The sequence below is a fragment of the Gammaproteobacteria bacterium (ex Lamellibrachia satsuma) genome, from assembly GCA_019623805.1.
Taxonomy (GTDB): Bacteria; Pseudomonadota; Gammaproteobacteria; order Chromatiales; family Chromatiaceae; genus QGON01.
In genome coordinates, this window is sequence record CP053680.1 from 218,822 (window position 1) to 236,348 (window position 17,527).

Genomic DNA, 17,527 nt, shown 5'->3' on the forward strand with positions numbered 1-17,527 from the left:
TTCGTCTGTATGCCACACCAAAGTAAATTGACATATTTGCAGAAAGATCCGCCATGAACGATGACACGACTAATTCTACTTTGTCAGATTAGATCTATAAGTAACTCACTGAATAATATAAAATATATGCTGTGAATTTCTTGGCAATCATCGTAAGGAAGAGCATCAAATGACAAGCACCAAGGTCATTTGAATTACCTGATACGCGCATAAGTAGAATCGATCGCATAGCGGAGCGATTCCAACGTTTCCAGTACCGCTTTGAATCCCATTTTCGAAGCAAGACGAGGTCGGTGTTTCAACCGGTCACACACTATCTCAAAGGCCTGATGCAAGCGCAGAGAAAGAACATGGAACGCATGGAAGAGGTGGTTGCAGGCGCAGATGATCAGCGTCTCCAGCATATGCTCACCGAGTCCCCGTGGGATCATCGTGCGGTGTTAGACCAAGTGGCGCTGGAAGCCGATCAATGGCTGGGTGGAACCGCGGATACCTGTCTGTTGCTCGATGAGAGTGGCCTTGCCAAGAAGGGTAAACATTCAGTGGGGGTTAAACGCCAATGGAATGGCCGCCAGGGCAAGGTGGATAACTGCCAGGTTGGTGTATTCGCAGCACTGGGTAAAGGGCACTTGTCCACGCTGATAGATGAACGTCTCTATCTACCCAAAGAGTGGGTATCGAACCCGGCTCGCTGTCGCAAGGCGGGTATCCCGGAAGTTGAACGGAAACATCAAAGCAAGTCAGAGTTGGCGCTGGAGATGGTGCGTCATCAGAGGACGCTTGGCCTGCGTTTTGCCTGGGTGGGTGCAGATGGGGGATACGGGAAGGATCCGGCTTTTCTGAGGGGTTTGGAGGCGATGGGTGAAACCTTTGTGGTGGACATCCACAAAGACCAACAGGTCTACCTGGAAGATCCACAGCCGTTCATACCGGAGAGCACGACAACGCGCGGTCGTCGTCGAAGTCGTCTGCAAGCCCAGGCAGCCCGTCTGCGCGTTGACCAGTGGCTCAATGAGCAACGGGACAGCGAGTGGCAGCAAGTGGTATTACGGGATAGCAGCAAGGGCAAACTGCGCGTCGAGATCCTGCATCATCGGGTTTGGCTTTGGGATGGAAAAGAAGCCCAGGCACATCAATGGCACCTGATTGTACGACGAGAGGTCAATTCACCGGAGACGATTAAATACACCTTGTCGAATGCACCGGAAGAAACGCCATCCCATTGTCTTGCAAAGATGCAGGCGCAGCGGTTCTGGGTTGAGCGTTCGTTCCAGGATGGTAAGAGTGAATCAGGTCTTGCTGATTATCAGGCCCGTAAATGGAAATCCTGGCATCACCATATGGCCTTGGTCATGATGGCGATGTTATTCATGCTCGAAGAGCGAATTGTGCAAAAAGATGATCACCCCTTACTCAGTTGTTCAGACATCGAATCGCTATTGCGTGCCTTCCTGCCACGGCGAGATATTGAACGCGATGAAATACTACGGCAAATGACGAAACGGCATCGTAAACGACAAGCGGCTATCGACTCCCAATATCGAAAACAGACGCTGGAACAGTCGGTTGCCGGGTGATGGAATCTGACAAAGTAGAACTAAGAACATTGAAGAATTGCAGGAGCAGCTTCGCCGCCAGGTCACTCCAATTTCCGACGCTTTTAAATCTCTTGAACAAAACTCTGCTTTCGGACAGATACAGAAAATTCTCAAACGTGATCAAGACCTGATGCGAGCTGCAAAGGGGCCTTTAGATGACCTGCAACGATCAGCTCTATTTGACCCGTCCCCTAAGCTTGCAGCTGAGATCGAAGGAATGCAGAAAATCGCCAAGAAGTTAGAACTGCAATTTCGGCTCCCAAAGATTGGCGAAACCACAAAACTTATTGGACATTACCGTAATGATTCAACATCGCTTGCACTAGCACGTTTTGCCGAACCATCTGCGTCACTGCAGAAGGCCATTGAATCCATGCGCAGCCCGTGGCTCGATATCGAGAACAAGCTGGGCTCCATGAAGGGGTTTGCAGAACTTCAGACTATCGGTTTTGCCCTCGACACGGTTCCGACATTTGATGCGCAGCTTACCGAGGCGCTTCGTATTGATCTTGGTGATTGGCGTGAAAAGATTGATTGGCCAGCAAACATTTTCACTGATCCGCTGCTTCGCAGTTCCTTCTACAAAGAACGCGGCCTCGATCCTTCCCTCACCACATTTCCGATCGCTGCTTTCGAGCAAAGCATCGACATCGCCGGACTGCGCGGAACCCCGCCTCCAGTCATTCGAGCGTACACGCCGCAGCCAGAGCGAGAGGAGACTGAAGAGAACGAAGCATTCGAGCGCACGAATACTGCGCATGATCGATTACAACGCTTTGAGATACATATTCGAAAATTTATCGACGAAAAGATGAAGGCCTCATTCGGAGAAAACTGGATCAAGCACCGGGTGCCGGGGAATATCTGGCAGGCATGGCGCGAAAAACAACAGAAAGCCACGGACAATGCCGAACCCGCACATCCGCTGATCGCCTATGCGGATTTCACAGACTATGTCCCGATCATTACACGAAAGGACAATTGGGAAACCTTGTTCAAACCAATTTTTCTGCGCCAAAGTTTTGTGCAGGAATCCTTCCAGCGGCTCTACCCGATCAGGATATGCACAATGCACGCACGGCTTATCACACAGGATGACGAGCTGTATCTTTATGTCGAGACAAAACGTATCTTGTCTGCAATCGGCGTATCAATCTGACGTCCGATAACTCATAGACACTCGCAGTATCACCACCACTGTATCTACCCCATAAATACAGCGATATATAGTTTTTGCTTCTGACTGGAAACAGAAAACGGATCAGCGAGACAGGTCCTACACCTAATTATTATATGACACCGGATTAAAGGGCTAACGACTGGATGTTTTCTGTGCCAAACCAATTCTGCACGGTCTGCAGAGCGTCATCTGAAAGTTGTTGGGTAAAAAGCGCCGCCAATCTTTTTTGCGGGCGAGAGCAAACAACGTAAAAAAGATTCCGGTTATCCTCAAATCTTTTTCTGTCTTTCTCTGCCATTTTAGTTTCGTCGCGAGCATTGGATAGCATCTGATCGAAATTGTACCTGTTCCACCCCCGCCCCATGACTACAAGGACGTTCTCAAATTCCGCACCCTTGACGCCATGTTTTGTCTCAAAAGGGGTGTGGCCTTCAAGATATCTCGATGCCAAGACAATTTCCTGGTATGGAACCTGTTGTAGCGCTGCGAGTTCTTTTAGGGAGCGAGGCGTCTCCTCTTCTCCATCGTGGTCAAATTCTTCTAGCTTTTGCTCCAAACGCTCTACCGCATCGGGCAACTGAGGTAACCGTGTTTCGCGTAGATGGACGATCACATCACGAACCGTACCGCTCTCCCGCAACTCCAAGAGTTTTTCCATCGATTGCGCCCAGCTTGCCTTGTCGGCGAGTTTGAATACGTATTTTTTATTAGCGCCTAGCGCAGTGAACATCTCGCCATAACGTTTATGATGGAATGCTTCACAGGCAGGCTCCAGGTGATTCGCAAAGAACGCAATATGGTCATTTTCTTTCTTGGTCAGTGAATCGTTATAACGAAAGACTTTGAGAAGATTGTCGTAACCTTGCTGTGTTGCTAAGCCTCTGTGCGTAAGCATGAGTATCTTCGTTTTCGATGCATCTAAATCACATCCTGCTCGAGTCAGTTGCTCTTTCACCGATAACAGCGCAGCGCTCGCCACTTCAGGGGGCAGATCGCCTCCATAGTGAGCGCCCTTTTGGCGTTCTCCTTCCCAAGCGTTCGTATGGAACACATGAACTTCTCCTTCGGCTTCCGGATCAACAACGAACTGGGGAAGCGAGGGGCGCATCCGGTTCAAACAGTCGACTATTGCTGGGACGGATCGAAAATTGGCTTCTTTCCCGATTTCCCTCAGGGTAGAGTGTGTTACCTCACCACAACCATTTCCATATATTTTTTGCCAGTGATCACCAAAAAGGCCCAATAACGGCGCGTCGGCTTGTCCAAGAAAATGAGTTTTGATGGTCTCCATCCATTCGGCATCCGTATCCTGATATTCATCAATGAGAACGATTGGATATTGATGGACGAGAATGCGTCGAAATTTTTCAAAGGACATCAGCTTGATCGTCAACACCAAGACATCGTCATGATGGATAGAAATGGCGCTATCTGTGATGCCGCGATGTCCAAGAGTGTACTCGACGCGACGCGAACCCGCACCACCAACCTCTTCAATGCGTTCCCCCCATTTGTCAATTTCGGGCAATGAGGCCCTCAGTTGACTCTGAAAACCAGAAATAAAAGACCAACAAAAAGCGTGGATTGTGTCGCAATGGATGACAGGACTCCTGTCAGTCCGAGATTCAATTTCGTCCTTTGCGACATTGGTAAAGGTAATGCAAGCGATCCGCTGATTGCGTTTTGGAAGTCGCTTGCCCTCCCGCTCAATCAAGTACTGGAGCGCCTTCACTAAAGAGTACGTCTTTCCTGCGCCCGCACCGGCTTCTAGTTTAAAGCTCTGTCCATGCTCAATGCATTCACGCACGTCCGCTAAAGCACGCTCGCTTGCTTCCTCCGCTGGGTTTTGTGAGGGGACAACAACATCATTCATGAGGAACGCCCTCAGCTGCTACAGAATCCTCTGTGGCATCACTATCCGCAGGTGTTCCAGGCAAATCAGGCGGAGAGGCTTGCATTGTTGCGAGCCAATTTAATCCTTCCCGGATATAAGCTGGCGTTACCCAATCTGTTTGATCAATGGCATGTGTCAGGGCAAACTCAGACTTCTTATGCTGCTCGGCTTTTTCTCTCGCATCTCTCTCCTGCTCTTCCTTGGTTTCGCCCGTAACGCTAAATTTTTCTGGATTAGCAAGCATAAACGCGTCTTCAAGAGTGCGACCGCAAGGGTCCCCGTCAGCCTCGGGGCTTTGGTACGCGATTCGAACACGGCCTTTGGTTTTATCGTCTTCGCTTTTCAATATCAGATCATTCGGGATGCATGCTTCACCGTCAAACCAATCTTTGATGCAAGCGTTGCTTGTTGCCTTTGCTTCATGCACCAAGCACTTTTTTCCACCGCTTTTCTCGACGGGGTCCAAGTCCGTGATGACCAGACTTTGAAGTTCCAAAAATTCTAGGAGCCCAAAAAACTTATGGGCATATGCACCACCAACTTCCATGACTGTCATATACTGACTCCGCAATTTATGCTCATCAGTATCTGCCTCGTCTCGCTTGGCAATCATGATGGGCAAAAGCAGTCTTTCGCTGGTACCTTCAATCAAGACAGCCTTATCAGAGAAGAACAGGTCGCATCGGGTCAGGGTAAGGTATTGATGCAGGAACTTTTTGTCCTCATCTGTCGTCTTGACCAATCCCCTCCGCAAGTCCTTGATCGTGGTTTTCCAGACTCCCGCCGACTCATTAACGGCGGTCGGCAGGAAGTACCGAATGGTTTCGAAGTTCGCCTCATTAGCGATGTGCGAAGCGTGCGTGGACACGACGAATTGTACCGGCCATGGGGACTCTTTAGAATGCTGCGCATTGAGTTGCTTAACAATCTCATCTAACTGACGAATAAAGACTTCCTGCATTTGCGGATGAAGGTGCGCCTCTGGTTCCTCGATAAACACTAAATGGACGCCTGGTGCCTCTGGTTGGGCACGAAAATCTCGATAGAAGCGATAAATCTGAAGAAGGATAAATATCAGATTTCGCATCCCTAGCCCGTTGTAGGACTCAGGTAGTAGGACCCCGCTATGACCTTGATATCGAACCTTCGTATGGTTGGTTAATAGCCTTTGAACATTCAGTGTTGTCTCGGTTGTCAGCTCAGGCCCACTCAACCCAGGATATCCAAGGGTGTTTAAGGTCGGGAGAAGCTTCTCCAGCTTGTCCCGAAAATCGCCATCAATATCTTCCTGGATTGATTTTACAGCCGCTTCAAGCTCTGCCGCTATAACTCGTTCTTCATCATTTGCAGTCTCCAAAGATGCGTTGCTGAACAATGCTTCCAGAATCTTTGCCAGCACGTCGCTTTCTTTGATTGTTTCATCATCTAGACCTCGTTGAGCATTGATAAATCCTGTCTTTAGTAGCGCCTTCACCGCTGCCTGACTGCTTGATTTACGGTTCTCCCCGTCATTGGGGTCCTCAGCCCAAACATCTACGGTATACAGCTTTGGAATTCGCTCCCCGAGATCATGAAAGAACTGAGGGCGTCTCTCTTGCGCCAATTCATCGTCCAGATAGCCCTCAAACAACTGTTCAATAGCACCGTCGCGCAGCTCATACCGCATCACGGCTAGGGCTTCATTGCACTCCATGTCCAGATCGATAACAAACTCACCTAGTTGTCCAAATTGTGGGTGGGTTGGATCATATTGAAAGACAATTCGTAACTCAATGTATGGAATCAAGGCACGAACTTCATGCTCTTCTTTCCCTTCATACTTCGCTTTAACCGCTTTGCAAAAATCATCGTAGCTGGCGACAGAGAAATCCTGGATTTGGAAGGATGCATTTTTGTCGGAAGTAAAGCGTCTTATCACTTCAGAAAGGGATGTTTTCCCGCTGTTGTTGCGTCCAACAACAAGTGTGACATTGTTTTCGAGCGCGAGATCAACATCTCTTAGCAGTCGAAAATTCTTGAGCAATACCCGTTCTAAATACAAATCTAGCTCTCCTTAATATCCTCAAAAAACTCGGAAGCGGGACCCACGCCCGTCACTAAAAGCCGATCTCTTGCGCGGGTACAAGCCACATAGAACAAATGGCGTTCTGTCTCGTACACATCATCCAGCTCAGATTCATCGGCGACATTTTCGATACGCTTCTGTAATGGCAGAATGTCATCATCACATGCCATGACCACTACAGCTTTGAATTCAAGGCCTTTGGCAAGATGCATGGTGCCTATGGAGACTCGCCCATCACGACTCTCCACGCGGTCGGATAGTTCCAATGGCGTTTGCCCGGCCAGTTTCACTACAGCACGAGCCCGGTGCAGCTCATTGTTACTGCGCACGAAAATACCGATTTCTTCTGGTTCAATTCCCTCATCAATGACCGCGTCAATCCAAAGGACAACCCCTTTATTTTCCTGATTGCTATCATCAGATATCTTTACATCCGGGTCAGGACCATTGAACACAGAAACAGTCCCTCTTCTGTCTTCTTCGATACCATCCACATCCCGCACGAGTGGCGGCAATAGTCTGTCCACGGTTTGGCGAATTTGATGTGATGTACGGTAATTTACAGTAAGGGTTTGGGATCGCCCACGAATATCAACACCAAGCCCCTTCCAAGAGAAGGGTTCCTGAAATATCTGCTGTCCAAGATCGCCAGCAAAAAACAACGCTGCAGGACTTTGGTCGGCAATAGCCGCAAGCAAACGTAATTCTGGCACACCCAAATCCTGCGCTTCATCGACGATGATATGGGTAAAAGGTTTGTGTTCACGCACCGCATAATGAGCCGTAACTTTACCGAAGATTCCAGACCATGAATTAAGACCCTGAGCCTCTAGCAGTTCTCGCACTCGTACAAATACTGGCCAGACACGCTCTCTTTGCTTTGAACCCATACGATTCTTGCGACCCAGGCGCGGCACGTCGCGATATGCATCCAAAGTGTCGATTTGCCACGCATCGATGACATTATTCCATTCTGAAACGAGAAACCGCAGAGTGAAACCTGAAAGCCCCAGTTCCTTTACTGCTGTCTCAAGTGCCCCTCTGACATGCTTCCTCGTTGCTGCACGTGGTGTATGGCCAAAAGCAAGTGTAAACAGATCATAAGCCACACCTTCAAAGGGCAAGATCGTTACCAGTGAACCATCAGACCCACTTTTGCCAGTTAACATCTGAAGTTTATGCTCAAGCGCATTGGCCAATGGTGAAGAAAATGTTGTCAGTAGGACTTTGGCTTGCTTGTCCTTCTTCAGAATAGCGGCGGCACGATGGAGTGCCACAACCGTTTTCCCGGTTCCCGCCGAACCTGACACACGGGCCGGGCCACTGAATTCCTGTTCCACCACACGCCGTTGAGAAGGATGCAAAAATATCGCCCATTGATCCCATGGATATTCGAGCGCCCGCTCCAACTCTTCCACATCCTCCAACACACGGAAACGACGCTGAGCATCAGGATGATCAAAAGGACTTTCACCAACAATAGCCACTTCAGGCTGGCGCAGCACTCCCGTCGTCACATAATCGAGCAAGGCCTCTGCAGCTTCCGCTGGTATGTGATCTGTCAGCTCAAAAAATAAGTCCTCTGACGATTGAAGAACATCTGTAACCCAGTCTTGTGGTACACCAACGCCAAGCAAATCTTTTTCTGAAAGATCGCTAAACAGAGGTAACTGAGGTATTTCAGGAGGAATGCTGTTGGTAGTAACTACTTGCGGCTCAGGTATCACATAAACGGGGGCTGCAATCTCTTCAACCCGTTCACGTACTTCAACGATCTGAGCTGCACCGGTCTTAGGATGCGTCTCAATCCGGCGACGTTCTGCCCATTTATAGGCGTCATCGTGGTGATCAACGTAGCAAATCAGGAAACTTGCGGCAGTCTTATGAACAATCACACGAATGTCGCGATTCGAACGGACTGACCAGAAATTCGGATCTTTCGATTTGTCGATACGATGGAACTTCAGTCCAGGTGCTGATGAGTCCTGCTGCAAATCAAATACAGTGATTTTTGTAGCGGACTGTTCCTGGGCATTCAACTTGCCCAATGCTTTAGTGAAACTATCTGCGATCCGAAATTGCATAGCTCCCCTACACCCCAAACACTTTCATGACTTCGTCACCAAAATGGTTGATGACTTTGACAGCGAATCGACCGGTTGATGGTCGTCCAAATGGTCGTGATTTTTCGCGATAGAGTGTTTCCCAGGCTTCCTTGTCTATCTCTGCCTTCAGGCTCGTCTTTAACGATTTGTAGGGATCGTTCGCACCCATAAAATAGGCGTGGCGAACAAAGAAACTTTCCTCGTTATAATCAGTATCGATAAACCATGCGGCGATATCGTTCTTGCCGCTAGGAGTCTGTCGGATTTAACCAGTCCCATTTGATAAAATACTGTAAGCCAAAGAATAACGAACCGAAGTCAGTATGTCAGATAAATTCCGCACGATTAATCGAGACACCCCCTATCTGTTGCCGCCCTCATTACAGGACTGGCTACCAGAGAACCATTTGGCGCGATTTATCGTGGACATCGTAGAACAGCTGGATCTGAAAGAGCTGGAATCTCAATACGGTGGCGGAGGAAAAGCGCCCTACCATCCAGCCATTTTGCTTTCACTGCTGTTCTACGGTTACGCAACCGGCGTATTCTCCAGCCGAAAGTTGGAGCAAGCCACCTACGACTCCGTGGCCTTCCGGTTCATTACGGCAGACAGCCATCCAGACCATGACACCATCGCCACCTTTCGCAAACGCTTTCTCAAGGAGTTGAAGGGATTCTTTGTCCAGATATTAGTGATAGCCAAGGCGATGAGTCTTTTGAAGATAGGCAATGTGAGTTTGGATGGGACAAAGGTCAAGGCCAATGCCAGCAAACACAAGGCGATGAGTTGGGGGTATGCCAACAAGCTTGAAGAGCAGCTTCATCGTGAAGTCGAGCTGTTGCTGAAAAAGGCCGAACAGGCCGATGCAGAAGAAGAGCCGGAACTGGATATTCCAGAGGAACTCAAACGTCGTGAGGACCGGCTTGCTGCGATAGCCAAGGCTAAGAAAGAGATCGAACGAAGAGCGCGTGAGCGCTTTGAAAAAGAACGGGCGGAATACGAAGAGAAGGTGAAGCGGCGTAAGGAACGAGAGGAAAAGACAGGGAAGAAGGCCAGAGGTAGAGTGCCAAAGCCGCCAGAAGAAGGTCCACAGGAAAAAGACCAAGTCAATTTCACGGATGAGGAGTCACGCATCATGCCCTCATCGGAAGGGTTTGTTCAGGCCTATAACGCCCAAGCGGCAGTTGATACCGGTACCCACCTGATCGTGGAGAACCATATTACCCAGCAACCCAATGACAAACAGGAAATAGAACCTGCACTTGCACAACTGAAGGCAGCAGAAGAGCAGCTGGGAAAACCACAAGGTCTGTTGGCGGATACGGGTTACTTCAGTGAAGAGAATGTCAATCGTTGTGAAGCACAGGAGATCACCCCCTACCTCTCCGATAGCCGCGAACAGCACAACCTGCCGCTGGAAGAGCGGCTGAAACAGGTGCCGCCCTGCCCGGAAGATGCCGATATGTTAACCCGAATGAGGCATCGACTCAGTACACCGGAAGGCAAGGCCGTGTATGCCACACGGAAATCGACAGTTGAGACCGTCTTCGGCATTATCAAAGAAGTAATGGGATTTCGGCAATTTCACCTTCGAGGGAGTGATTCAGCGCAAGGTGAATGGAATCTGGTATGTACGGCATGGAACCTGAAGCGGATGCATGCGCTGGCAGGCTGAGATATCGACAAGGATAGGTCAGTCTTTCATAATTCACTGCCCTACATAGGGCTTATATTCCTACAGAGGCAGCGATTATGGGAAAAACACGGTGGGCCGGAAAATATCCCTGGCTCAATGGATCAAACCCGACAGACTCCTAGCGTGTACCTCGCCAGTTTTTGGGTCGAATACGTCAACCCCCAACACTTCGACGACGATGTTGCCGTCGCAATCGAAATCCCATTTGATATCGGGCTCGCCAAAAACAACAAACAGATTGCCTGCACCTGTGTTTTTCAATTCCTCCGACATGTGCAGATCGGGATTCATCTTGGCCTTCAAGATAGGTAGCGGGCCTAGTTTGGTCAGTTCCGATGTATGGGCATCAAAGTTGAAGCCACAGGCGATCAATGCATCGAACCGGGCATCCAGGGCTTCACGTGCTGCTGCCGTCAGGTCAGCACGAGTCACGGTTCCAAATTCAGGGCCGATGAAGATGGCTGACCTTTTTTCTGTTTCGCCCTCCATGAACCGGCCTTCGGCGGCAATGAAACTGCCAGGCCAACCATCGATGCCGGTGAAGGTGATCCGATCATCCTTGGCGGCCTGATGAACACCAGCCGATTTCAGATTTTCGATTACCATTTGCGTGAAGTCATTGAGCGGAGCATCTTCACGCTCCCGCCTACCTTCAGCAACGTTGATCAACTCTTCATCATCCGCAGGAACAACGCGGTGCGGGGATAAACTTTCAACAGTAAAGGGACCGGCTACACGGACTTTGGACGTATCCTCGTAGGGCTGGTCATAAAGGAGTTTTACATCCGCCTTTTGTGCAATAGATTTATCGATTTCTTTCTGGCGTGCAATTCGCAGTTTCCACCATTCTGCATGGGCATTTGTGGCGGAGTCAGGCCAATCCTCGCCGGTATCACGAGGAATTTCCCATTCTTCCCATTTCTCGCCAACAGCCTTATTCAACTTCGTGCGCAGAGGTTCCAGTTTTTCCTGATAATCCTCCCAAATAACGTCTATTTCGGCATTGCTCGCAATAGACTTATGCGTGATATGCGGGGCACGCTTATAAACAAAACCTTGACGAATATCACCGTGTGTAGGTGTATTTGGTTGAATCTTACCTGTAATATATTGCTCTTTTTCACGCCCTTCCATGCTATCTAAAAGATAATAGTATGAATACCGGGCACCCATAAGACGTGACCGCGCCAGTGCAAGCGCTACACGCGATGTATCAAGTGTAATCCATCTCCTTCCCCATTGTTCCGCAACATAAGCCGTGGTGCCTGAACCACAGGTAGGGTCAAATACTAAGTCACCAGGATCAGTGGTCATCATTAAGCAACGTTCTATCACCCGTGGGCTTGTTTGCACTACATAAACAGGATGGTTTTCGCTGTGCATATCAATCCATATATTTGAAAAACTTTCGTAGTTCCAGTCATTCCAATAGACTACCCCTCCCATGGACTTTCCCTTTCCATCAAAAAGACGATTGGCTTTCTGTAATCTAGGAAGCCCATCCTTTAATCCAAAGCGCCACTGTTTGTTAGCGCCACAAATTTTAGCTTGACCGCGGAAAATATAGTCCTGACTTCTAGTCTTACTAGTGGGACATGCGGTTAATTCTGTAATGATTTCTTTGCACGCCCAACAGCCGCCAGAATGTGGCTGGCAGGTTTAGTCCATTTAAAGGGTTTTGCGCTCTCCCTGTTATGAACCTTGATGAACCGCTCCAACTCAGTCTTTAGTTCTGGAACGCTGGTGAACACCCCTCGGTATAACGCACGTCGCTCAAGTTGCGAGAACCAGCCTTCCACGGCATTGAGCCATGATGAACTGGTTGGCGTAAAATGAAGGTGGATGCGCGGTCGGGAGGCCACCCATTCTCGAACAGCCTCTGTCTTGTGAGCACTCAGATTATCCATAATGATGTGCAATTCTCGGTCTGCACGCGTGCGTCTATCAAGTAGTTTCAGAAAAGATAGAAATTTTTTGCTGTTCGTTCGATCCGAAACTTTGCCAATCACTTTTCCAGTCAGTGTGTTAAATGCAGCATAAAGACTGGTGGTGCCGTGTCTTTTGTAATCATGAGTGCGACTGCCGATCCGGCTCGGATTCAATGGTAGTCCAGGTTGGGTACGATCCAATGCCTGAATCTGCGTCTTCTCATCCACGCTGAGAATAACTGCATTCTCAGGAGGATTCATATACAGACCGACAATATCAATGACTTTATCAGCGAACTCAGGATCATTACTGATCTTAAACGTTTTCAGCCGGTGTGGACGCAGATCTGCAGCCTTCCAGATCTGACGAACCTGCCAAGGTGTCACTTCTGCGTATCGAGACATTAACTCGATGCTCCAATGTGTAGATTCCTGTGGAATTCTTTTTGTGGTCAGAAATAGAACTTTGTCGACAGTCGCCTTGTCTATGACCGTAGGACGTCCGCAACGGACTCTTTCAAGTAGTCCATCAACGCCTTCGGCCTCAAATCGATTTCGCCAGCGGTGCACTGTCTTCGCTGATGTCCTTTGGGCAGTTGCAACTTCCATCGGTGTCATCCCTTCACTGAGTTGTAAAATAATCTTGGCTCTCATGATCTGGCCATGAGGAAGGGTTGTTGATCGGCACCACTCTTTTAAAATCCCAGCGGCTTTATCAGTAATCTGAAATGTCTTAGGTAAACGCATTCCATATTTTACACCGTTAACGTTTTAGTTACATTATTTTACGCATGGCCCACTAGGGTGCTGGCTTACTATTGGATAATCGACCCGTCCCCATTCTGCTCCTTTTTCTAATAATGAACCTACATCTGCCTCACTATAGTTAGACTTCTGTAGAAACTTACCAGTCCTCCATAAAAGAGCTGTCATCTTTGAACCGCTGCCAGGTTCTCTTCTTGGTGAAAAAAGTTGACGAATTTTTAATTGTTCTCGCTTTTTAGAATACCAAAGTAAATAGTCATTCACTGCATCCGTAGGTGTAGTTGAACTCTTTTTCTTAAAAATTATCGTATTAACAAAATTCTCTTCACCAAATATTTCATCCATCAGGGCACGAACACGATGTACATTCTCATCACTGATCTGGACGAAGATAGAGCCGCTCTCAGTTAGCAAATCGCGCATGCCAGTGAGACGATCACGTAGATAGGTGAGGTATGAATGGATGCCGTCAGCCCATGTGTCGCGAAAAGCTTTGACCTGTTCCGGTTCCCGTGTAATTTGCTCCAGCTTCCCATCTTTAACGTCGCGCGAGCGAGTGGAGACCTGCCAGTTTGAATTAAATTTAATTCCGTATGGTGGATCGAAAAAGATACACTGGACCTTGCCCCGCAGACCTTCACGTTCAGCAAGGCTTGCCATTACTAGCAGGCTATCACCCAGAATCATACGGTTCGACCAGTGCTGGTCGTGCTGGTAGAACTCGGTCTTGGCTTCCGCATCGATGCCGTTAAAATCGCCGAATAGGTCGAAGGTGCCGGACTGCTCATCCTTTCGTTCCTTCGTCTGCCTTTTCAGGTCATCAATAATGGCCTTGGGGTGAACTTTTTCCTGTATGTAAAGGGGCGGGGCATGCACCACGAGGTCGGACCAGTCCTGCTGATCCTTGCCGCGCCACACGAGCTGCGCATCGCCGATTTCAAGCTTTCCAGTATCGGTAAGCTGCTCAATCTGTTCTGGACTCAGCCGTAGGGTTGCTCCTTTCCAAATAATCTGTGGGTCCAGATCTTCATCACGAGGGCGGGTTTCACCTTCAGGCAACGGGTCTTCACGCAGATAGGTCACTGGCTCAAAAGGATTGATCTCCTCCGCACGCTGTGCCGCGGATTGCAATTCTGCCGTCGGGATATTCTTCCGTGTAGCCTCATCATGGGTCAGCGTTTCAACCTGTTTTGCCCCCTTTTTTGTTCTCCTTGCCATCAGACTACTCCCGCTTCTTGTTTTGCTTCTTCGCTATACTCTTTCAGCACCTTGTCTATCAGCGCTTTGAATTCTTTATCCATTTCAAAGACATCATTGAACTCTTCAAAAGTCCAACGACCAAATGAACCCAGATTATTGACGCCGGGTATCCACTGTGTACGCATGGTCTCCGATTTCAACTTCACATTTTCATGGCGATAGCCCTTTACCTCAACGATGAGATGAAGTGGATCATCTGGACCATGGCCATCATCAATCTGGACAATGAAATCGGGTACGTAGATACGGGCCATAGATCCATCTTTATAGGGAATTTCTAACCCTAAGCCCTGATTCTTCACATAGGATATGACGTTTGGATGCTGCTCAGCGACGCGTGCGAACTCCGCCTCCCAGTCACTACCCAAAACTACGTAATTGATATGGCACTTATTAGCTGCTGTCGTCCATAAATCTTTGGTCGTTGAGAAACCTACGTTAGCCGTGGATGATTTTTGATTGTAAGGATCAAGAACGGCCTTCACCTTCCGTTTATCACCAATGGAATTGACAATGGCGTTGTAGATGCGTTCAGCCGCCTGATTGCCGATATCAAGATATTCCAGCATCCACCGTCCGGTATCGCCCTTGCAATCCAGATAACCTTCATCGATCCATTGGCGAGCGATGCGTTTCACTTGGCCGAAAAGATGCAATTTTGGTTCACCGTCTTCATCCTTGAAGTATTTATAAAGGAGGAGCTTGGCGAGATCGAAGGCAATGGTGCTGGGTCGCTTGGCCTGTGCGTCTGCGGCGGAAATCATCACACCTTCACCGACAATACCTTCCATCAGTGTCTGGCCAGGACCGACCAAGTCCGGGGTAAGTACAAATGTTGAATCGTCGGTAAAATTCGCAGATAGTCGCTCTTCCGGGAGATCGACACGATAACCGGTAACACGAGGGAAGATGATTTCAAGTGAGGCCCGTTCCTTGACAGCTGCAACACGAGTCGTCTTCTTGGGCGGTTTAACCGGAGCGACTTGTGGCTTAGCCGTAAAGTCGAAGGGAATACCCATGATGTCGGCATATTCCACATTGAACAGACCCTCGCTGTTCAACTCATAAGAATAGCGGCGCAACCCTCGCCCGACGACCTGCTCACAGAGGAGTTGGGTGCCGAAAGCTCGAATGCCGAGGATATGCGTGACCGTGTTAGTGTCCCAGCCTTCTGTCAGCATGGAGACGGAGACAACACAGCGCACCTGTTCACCCAATCGGTCTTTTTTACCGACTGTGTTCATAACCTCCCGCAGGAGTTCTGCATCCGATATTTCTCCCACATCGCCAGCATGCATATTCTGGCCCATCATGAACACTGATTCTGGCCCATCATGAACACTGATTCTGATCCATCGTGAACACCTATTCTGGACGAACGTGAACGCTTTTGGCATTTCACCAGAATCACCGTTCACGATGCCAGAAACCCTTTCCACACATTGATAAAGCCTTGCTAACCTTGCCCGTTTTGACCGGGGAAGGCGATGCCAACAAAGAGACTATCAATGCGTAAATTAAGAGAGATATTAAGACTCCGGTTGTCTGCCCAGCTCAGCATGCGGCAAATCCGGGACAGTCTGCGCCTCAGCCTGGGTGCAGTGCAAAAAATCACCTGCAAAGCTCATGAACTGGGATTGGACTGGGAGGCTATCGAAAAACTGGATGATCGCCAGTTAGCCAATGCCATTTATCCTGAATCAGACACACGAACCTCTGGATCGTTACAGTTGCCAGACTGGAAAGATGTTTATAAGGAACTGCATTTTAAACATGTCACCAAGCACCTGCTCTGGGAAGAATATGCCCAGCAATACCCCAACCGCAGTTACAGCTATCCGCAGTATTGCCACTTATACAGTGAGTGGCTAAAAAAACAAAAACGCTCCATGCGCCAGACCCATAAGGCCGGTGACAAACTGTTCGTGGATTATGCAGGCCAGACCGTACCAATTGTTCAAGGTGATACCGGTGAAGTGCGCTTTGCCCAGATCTTTGTCGCGGTACTAGGCGCCTCCAATTACACCTTTGCAGAAGCTACCTGGACACAGGGCTTGCCAGACTGGCTGGCCAGTCATGCAAGAGCATTCGCTTTTATCGGTGGTGTTCCAAAATTAGTGGTTCCGGATAACTTAAAAAGCGGCGTTACCAAAGCCTGCCGTCACGATCCGGACCTCAACCCCAGTTACGAACAACTGGGTGCACATTACGGTACCGCCATTATGCCGGCTCGCCCCAGAAAGCCACAGGATAAAGCCAAGGCAGAAGTGGGTGTGCAAATCATCGAACGCTGGATACTGGCTCGCTTACGCCACCATACCTTCTTCTCCCTGGCCGAGTTGAACCAATGTATCGTTGCCTTGTTGGCTGACGTTAACAAAAAACCTTTTAAACAACTGGAAGGTTCACGTCAGGAATGGTTCCAGTCAATCGACAAGACTGCTCTGTCTCCATTGCCGAAGCACACCTATGAATATACCTATATTAAAAAGGTGAAGGTCAACGTGGATTACCATGTGCAGTATGAAAAGCATCTGTACTCTGTGCCCCATCAGCTGGTTGGTGAGCAGTTGGAAATCCATACCAAAGACAAACTGGTAGAGATCTTCTTCCACAACAAGCGGGTGACCAGCCATGTACGAAAATACTGCCATGGCATGACCACCGTTCCTGACCACATGCCCAAAAAACATGAGAAACATCATCAATGGTCTGCTGGACGGTTGATGAACTGGGCCAAGGATCTGGGTGATGAGGTTCTCATCTGGGTAAAAAGCATACTGGCTCAAAAGCAACATGAGCAGCAGGCATACCGTGTCTGCCTGGGTCTGCTGAATCTATCCAGAAAATACGAACCTGACCGGCTGAATAAAGCATGTGCGATTGCCAATCATCACCAGCTTTATCGCTTAAAGCAGATCAAATCCATCCTGCAAAGCAATCAGGATCAACTGCTGCCGGCATCAAAAGAGCAGCTCTCTTTATTACCCCAGTCACATGAAAACATCCGTGGCCCGAAGAGCTTCCACTAAACC

The 17,527-nt window shown here is 48.8% G+C and carries 9 protein-coding genes and 2 pseudogenes; 4 read left to right on the forward strand and 7 right to left on the reverse strand.

Annotation, left to right across the window (positions count from 1 at the left end):
• Positions 1–329: 329 nt before the first annotated feature.
• Both HPY30_00970 and HPY30_00975 read left to right on the forward strand, forming a co-directional pair.
• Positions 330–1,577 carry an IS701 family transposase gene (locus tag HPY30_00970; protein ID QYZ64686.1) on the forward strand — a complete coding sequence of 416 codons (1,248 nt, stop codon included), beginning with the start codon at positions 330–332 and terminating at the stop codon, positions 1,575–1,577.
• Positions 1,578–1,614: 37 nt separating this feature from the next.
• Positions 1,615–2,757, forward strand: coding sequence for a hypothetical protein (locus HPY30_00975; GenBank protein QYZ64687.1), 1,143 nt, complete (start codon positions 1,615–1,617; stop codon positions 2,755–2,757).
• Between the two features lie 145 nt (positions 2,758–2,902).
• Here the strand turns inward: HPY30_00975 and HPY30_00980 are convergent, their stop codons facing one another.
• Genes HPY30_00980 through HPY30_00990 form a run of 3 tightly spaced genes read right to left on the reverse strand, consistent with a single transcriptional unit; the run spans position 2,903 to position 8,821 of the window.
• On the reverse strand, positions 2,903–4,651 hold the full coding sequence (locus tag HPY30_00980) for an ATP-dependent helicase (GenBank protein QYZ64688.1): 1,749 nt from the start codon (positions 4,649–4,651) through the stop codon (positions 2,903–2,905).
• Positions 4,644–6,713: an ATP-dependent endonuclease gene (locus HPY30_00985; protein QYZ64689.1), complete on the reverse strand. Its 2,070-nt coding sequence runs from the start codon at positions 6,711–6,713 to the stop codon at positions 4,644–4,646. The genes HPY30_00980 and HPY30_00985 overlap by 8 nt, the downstream gene beginning before the upstream one ends.
• A 2-nt stretch (positions 6,714–6,715) precedes the next feature.
• On the reverse strand, positions 6,716–8,821 hold the full coding sequence (locus HPY30_00990; GenBank protein ID QYZ64690.1) for a UvrD-helicase domain-containing protein: 2,106 nt from the start codon (positions 8,819–8,821) through the stop codon (positions 6,716–6,718).
• Positions 8,822–9,165: 344 nt separating this feature from the next.
• Here HPY30_00990 and HPY30_00995 point away from each other — a divergent pair, with 344 nt between their 5' ends.
• A complete protein-coding gene (locus HPY30_00995) occupies positions 9,166–10,518 on the forward strand; it encodes an IS1182 family transposase (protein ID QYZ64691.1) in 1,353 nt (450 codons plus the stop codon).
• 114 nt (positions 10,519–10,632) lie between these two features.
• On the opposite strand, the gene HPY30_01000 is transcribed toward HPY30_00995, so the two are convergent.
• The 4 genes and pseudogenes from HPY30_01000 to HPY30_01015 all read right to left on the reverse strand — a co-directional run bounded on the left by HPY30_01000 (position 10,633) and on the right by HPY30_01015 (position 15,784).
• A complete protein-coding gene (locus HPY30_01000) occupies positions 10,633–11,985 on the reverse strand; it encodes a hypothetical protein (protein ID QYZ64692.1) in 1,353 nt (450 codons plus the stop codon).
• 155 nt (positions 11,986–12,140) lie between these two features.
• On the reverse strand, positions 12,141–13,214 hold the full coding sequence (locus HPY30_01005) for an IS630 family transposase (protein ID QYZ64693.1): 1,074 nt from the start codon (positions 13,212–13,214) through the stop codon (positions 12,141–12,143).
• Positions 13,215–13,433: 219 nt separating this feature from the next.
• Positions 13,434–14,450, reverse strand: a pseudogene (locus tag HPY30_01010) (site-specific DNA-methyltransferase).
• Positions 14,450–15,784: pseudogene (locus HPY30_01015) on the reverse strand (restriction endonuclease). Before HPY30_01015 ends, HPY30_01010 begins: the two co-directional pseudogenes overlap by 1 nt.
• A gap of 195 nt (positions 15,785–15,979) precedes the next feature.
• On the opposite strand from HPY30_01015, the gene HPY30_01020 reads away from it, so the two are divergent.
• Positions 15,980–17,524: an IS21 family transposase gene (locus HPY30_01020; GenBank protein ID QYZ64694.1), complete on the forward strand. Its 1,545-nt coding sequence runs from the start codon at positions 15,980–15,982 to the stop codon at positions 17,522–17,524.
• The last annotated feature ends 3 nt before the right edge of the window (positions 17,525–17,527 follow it).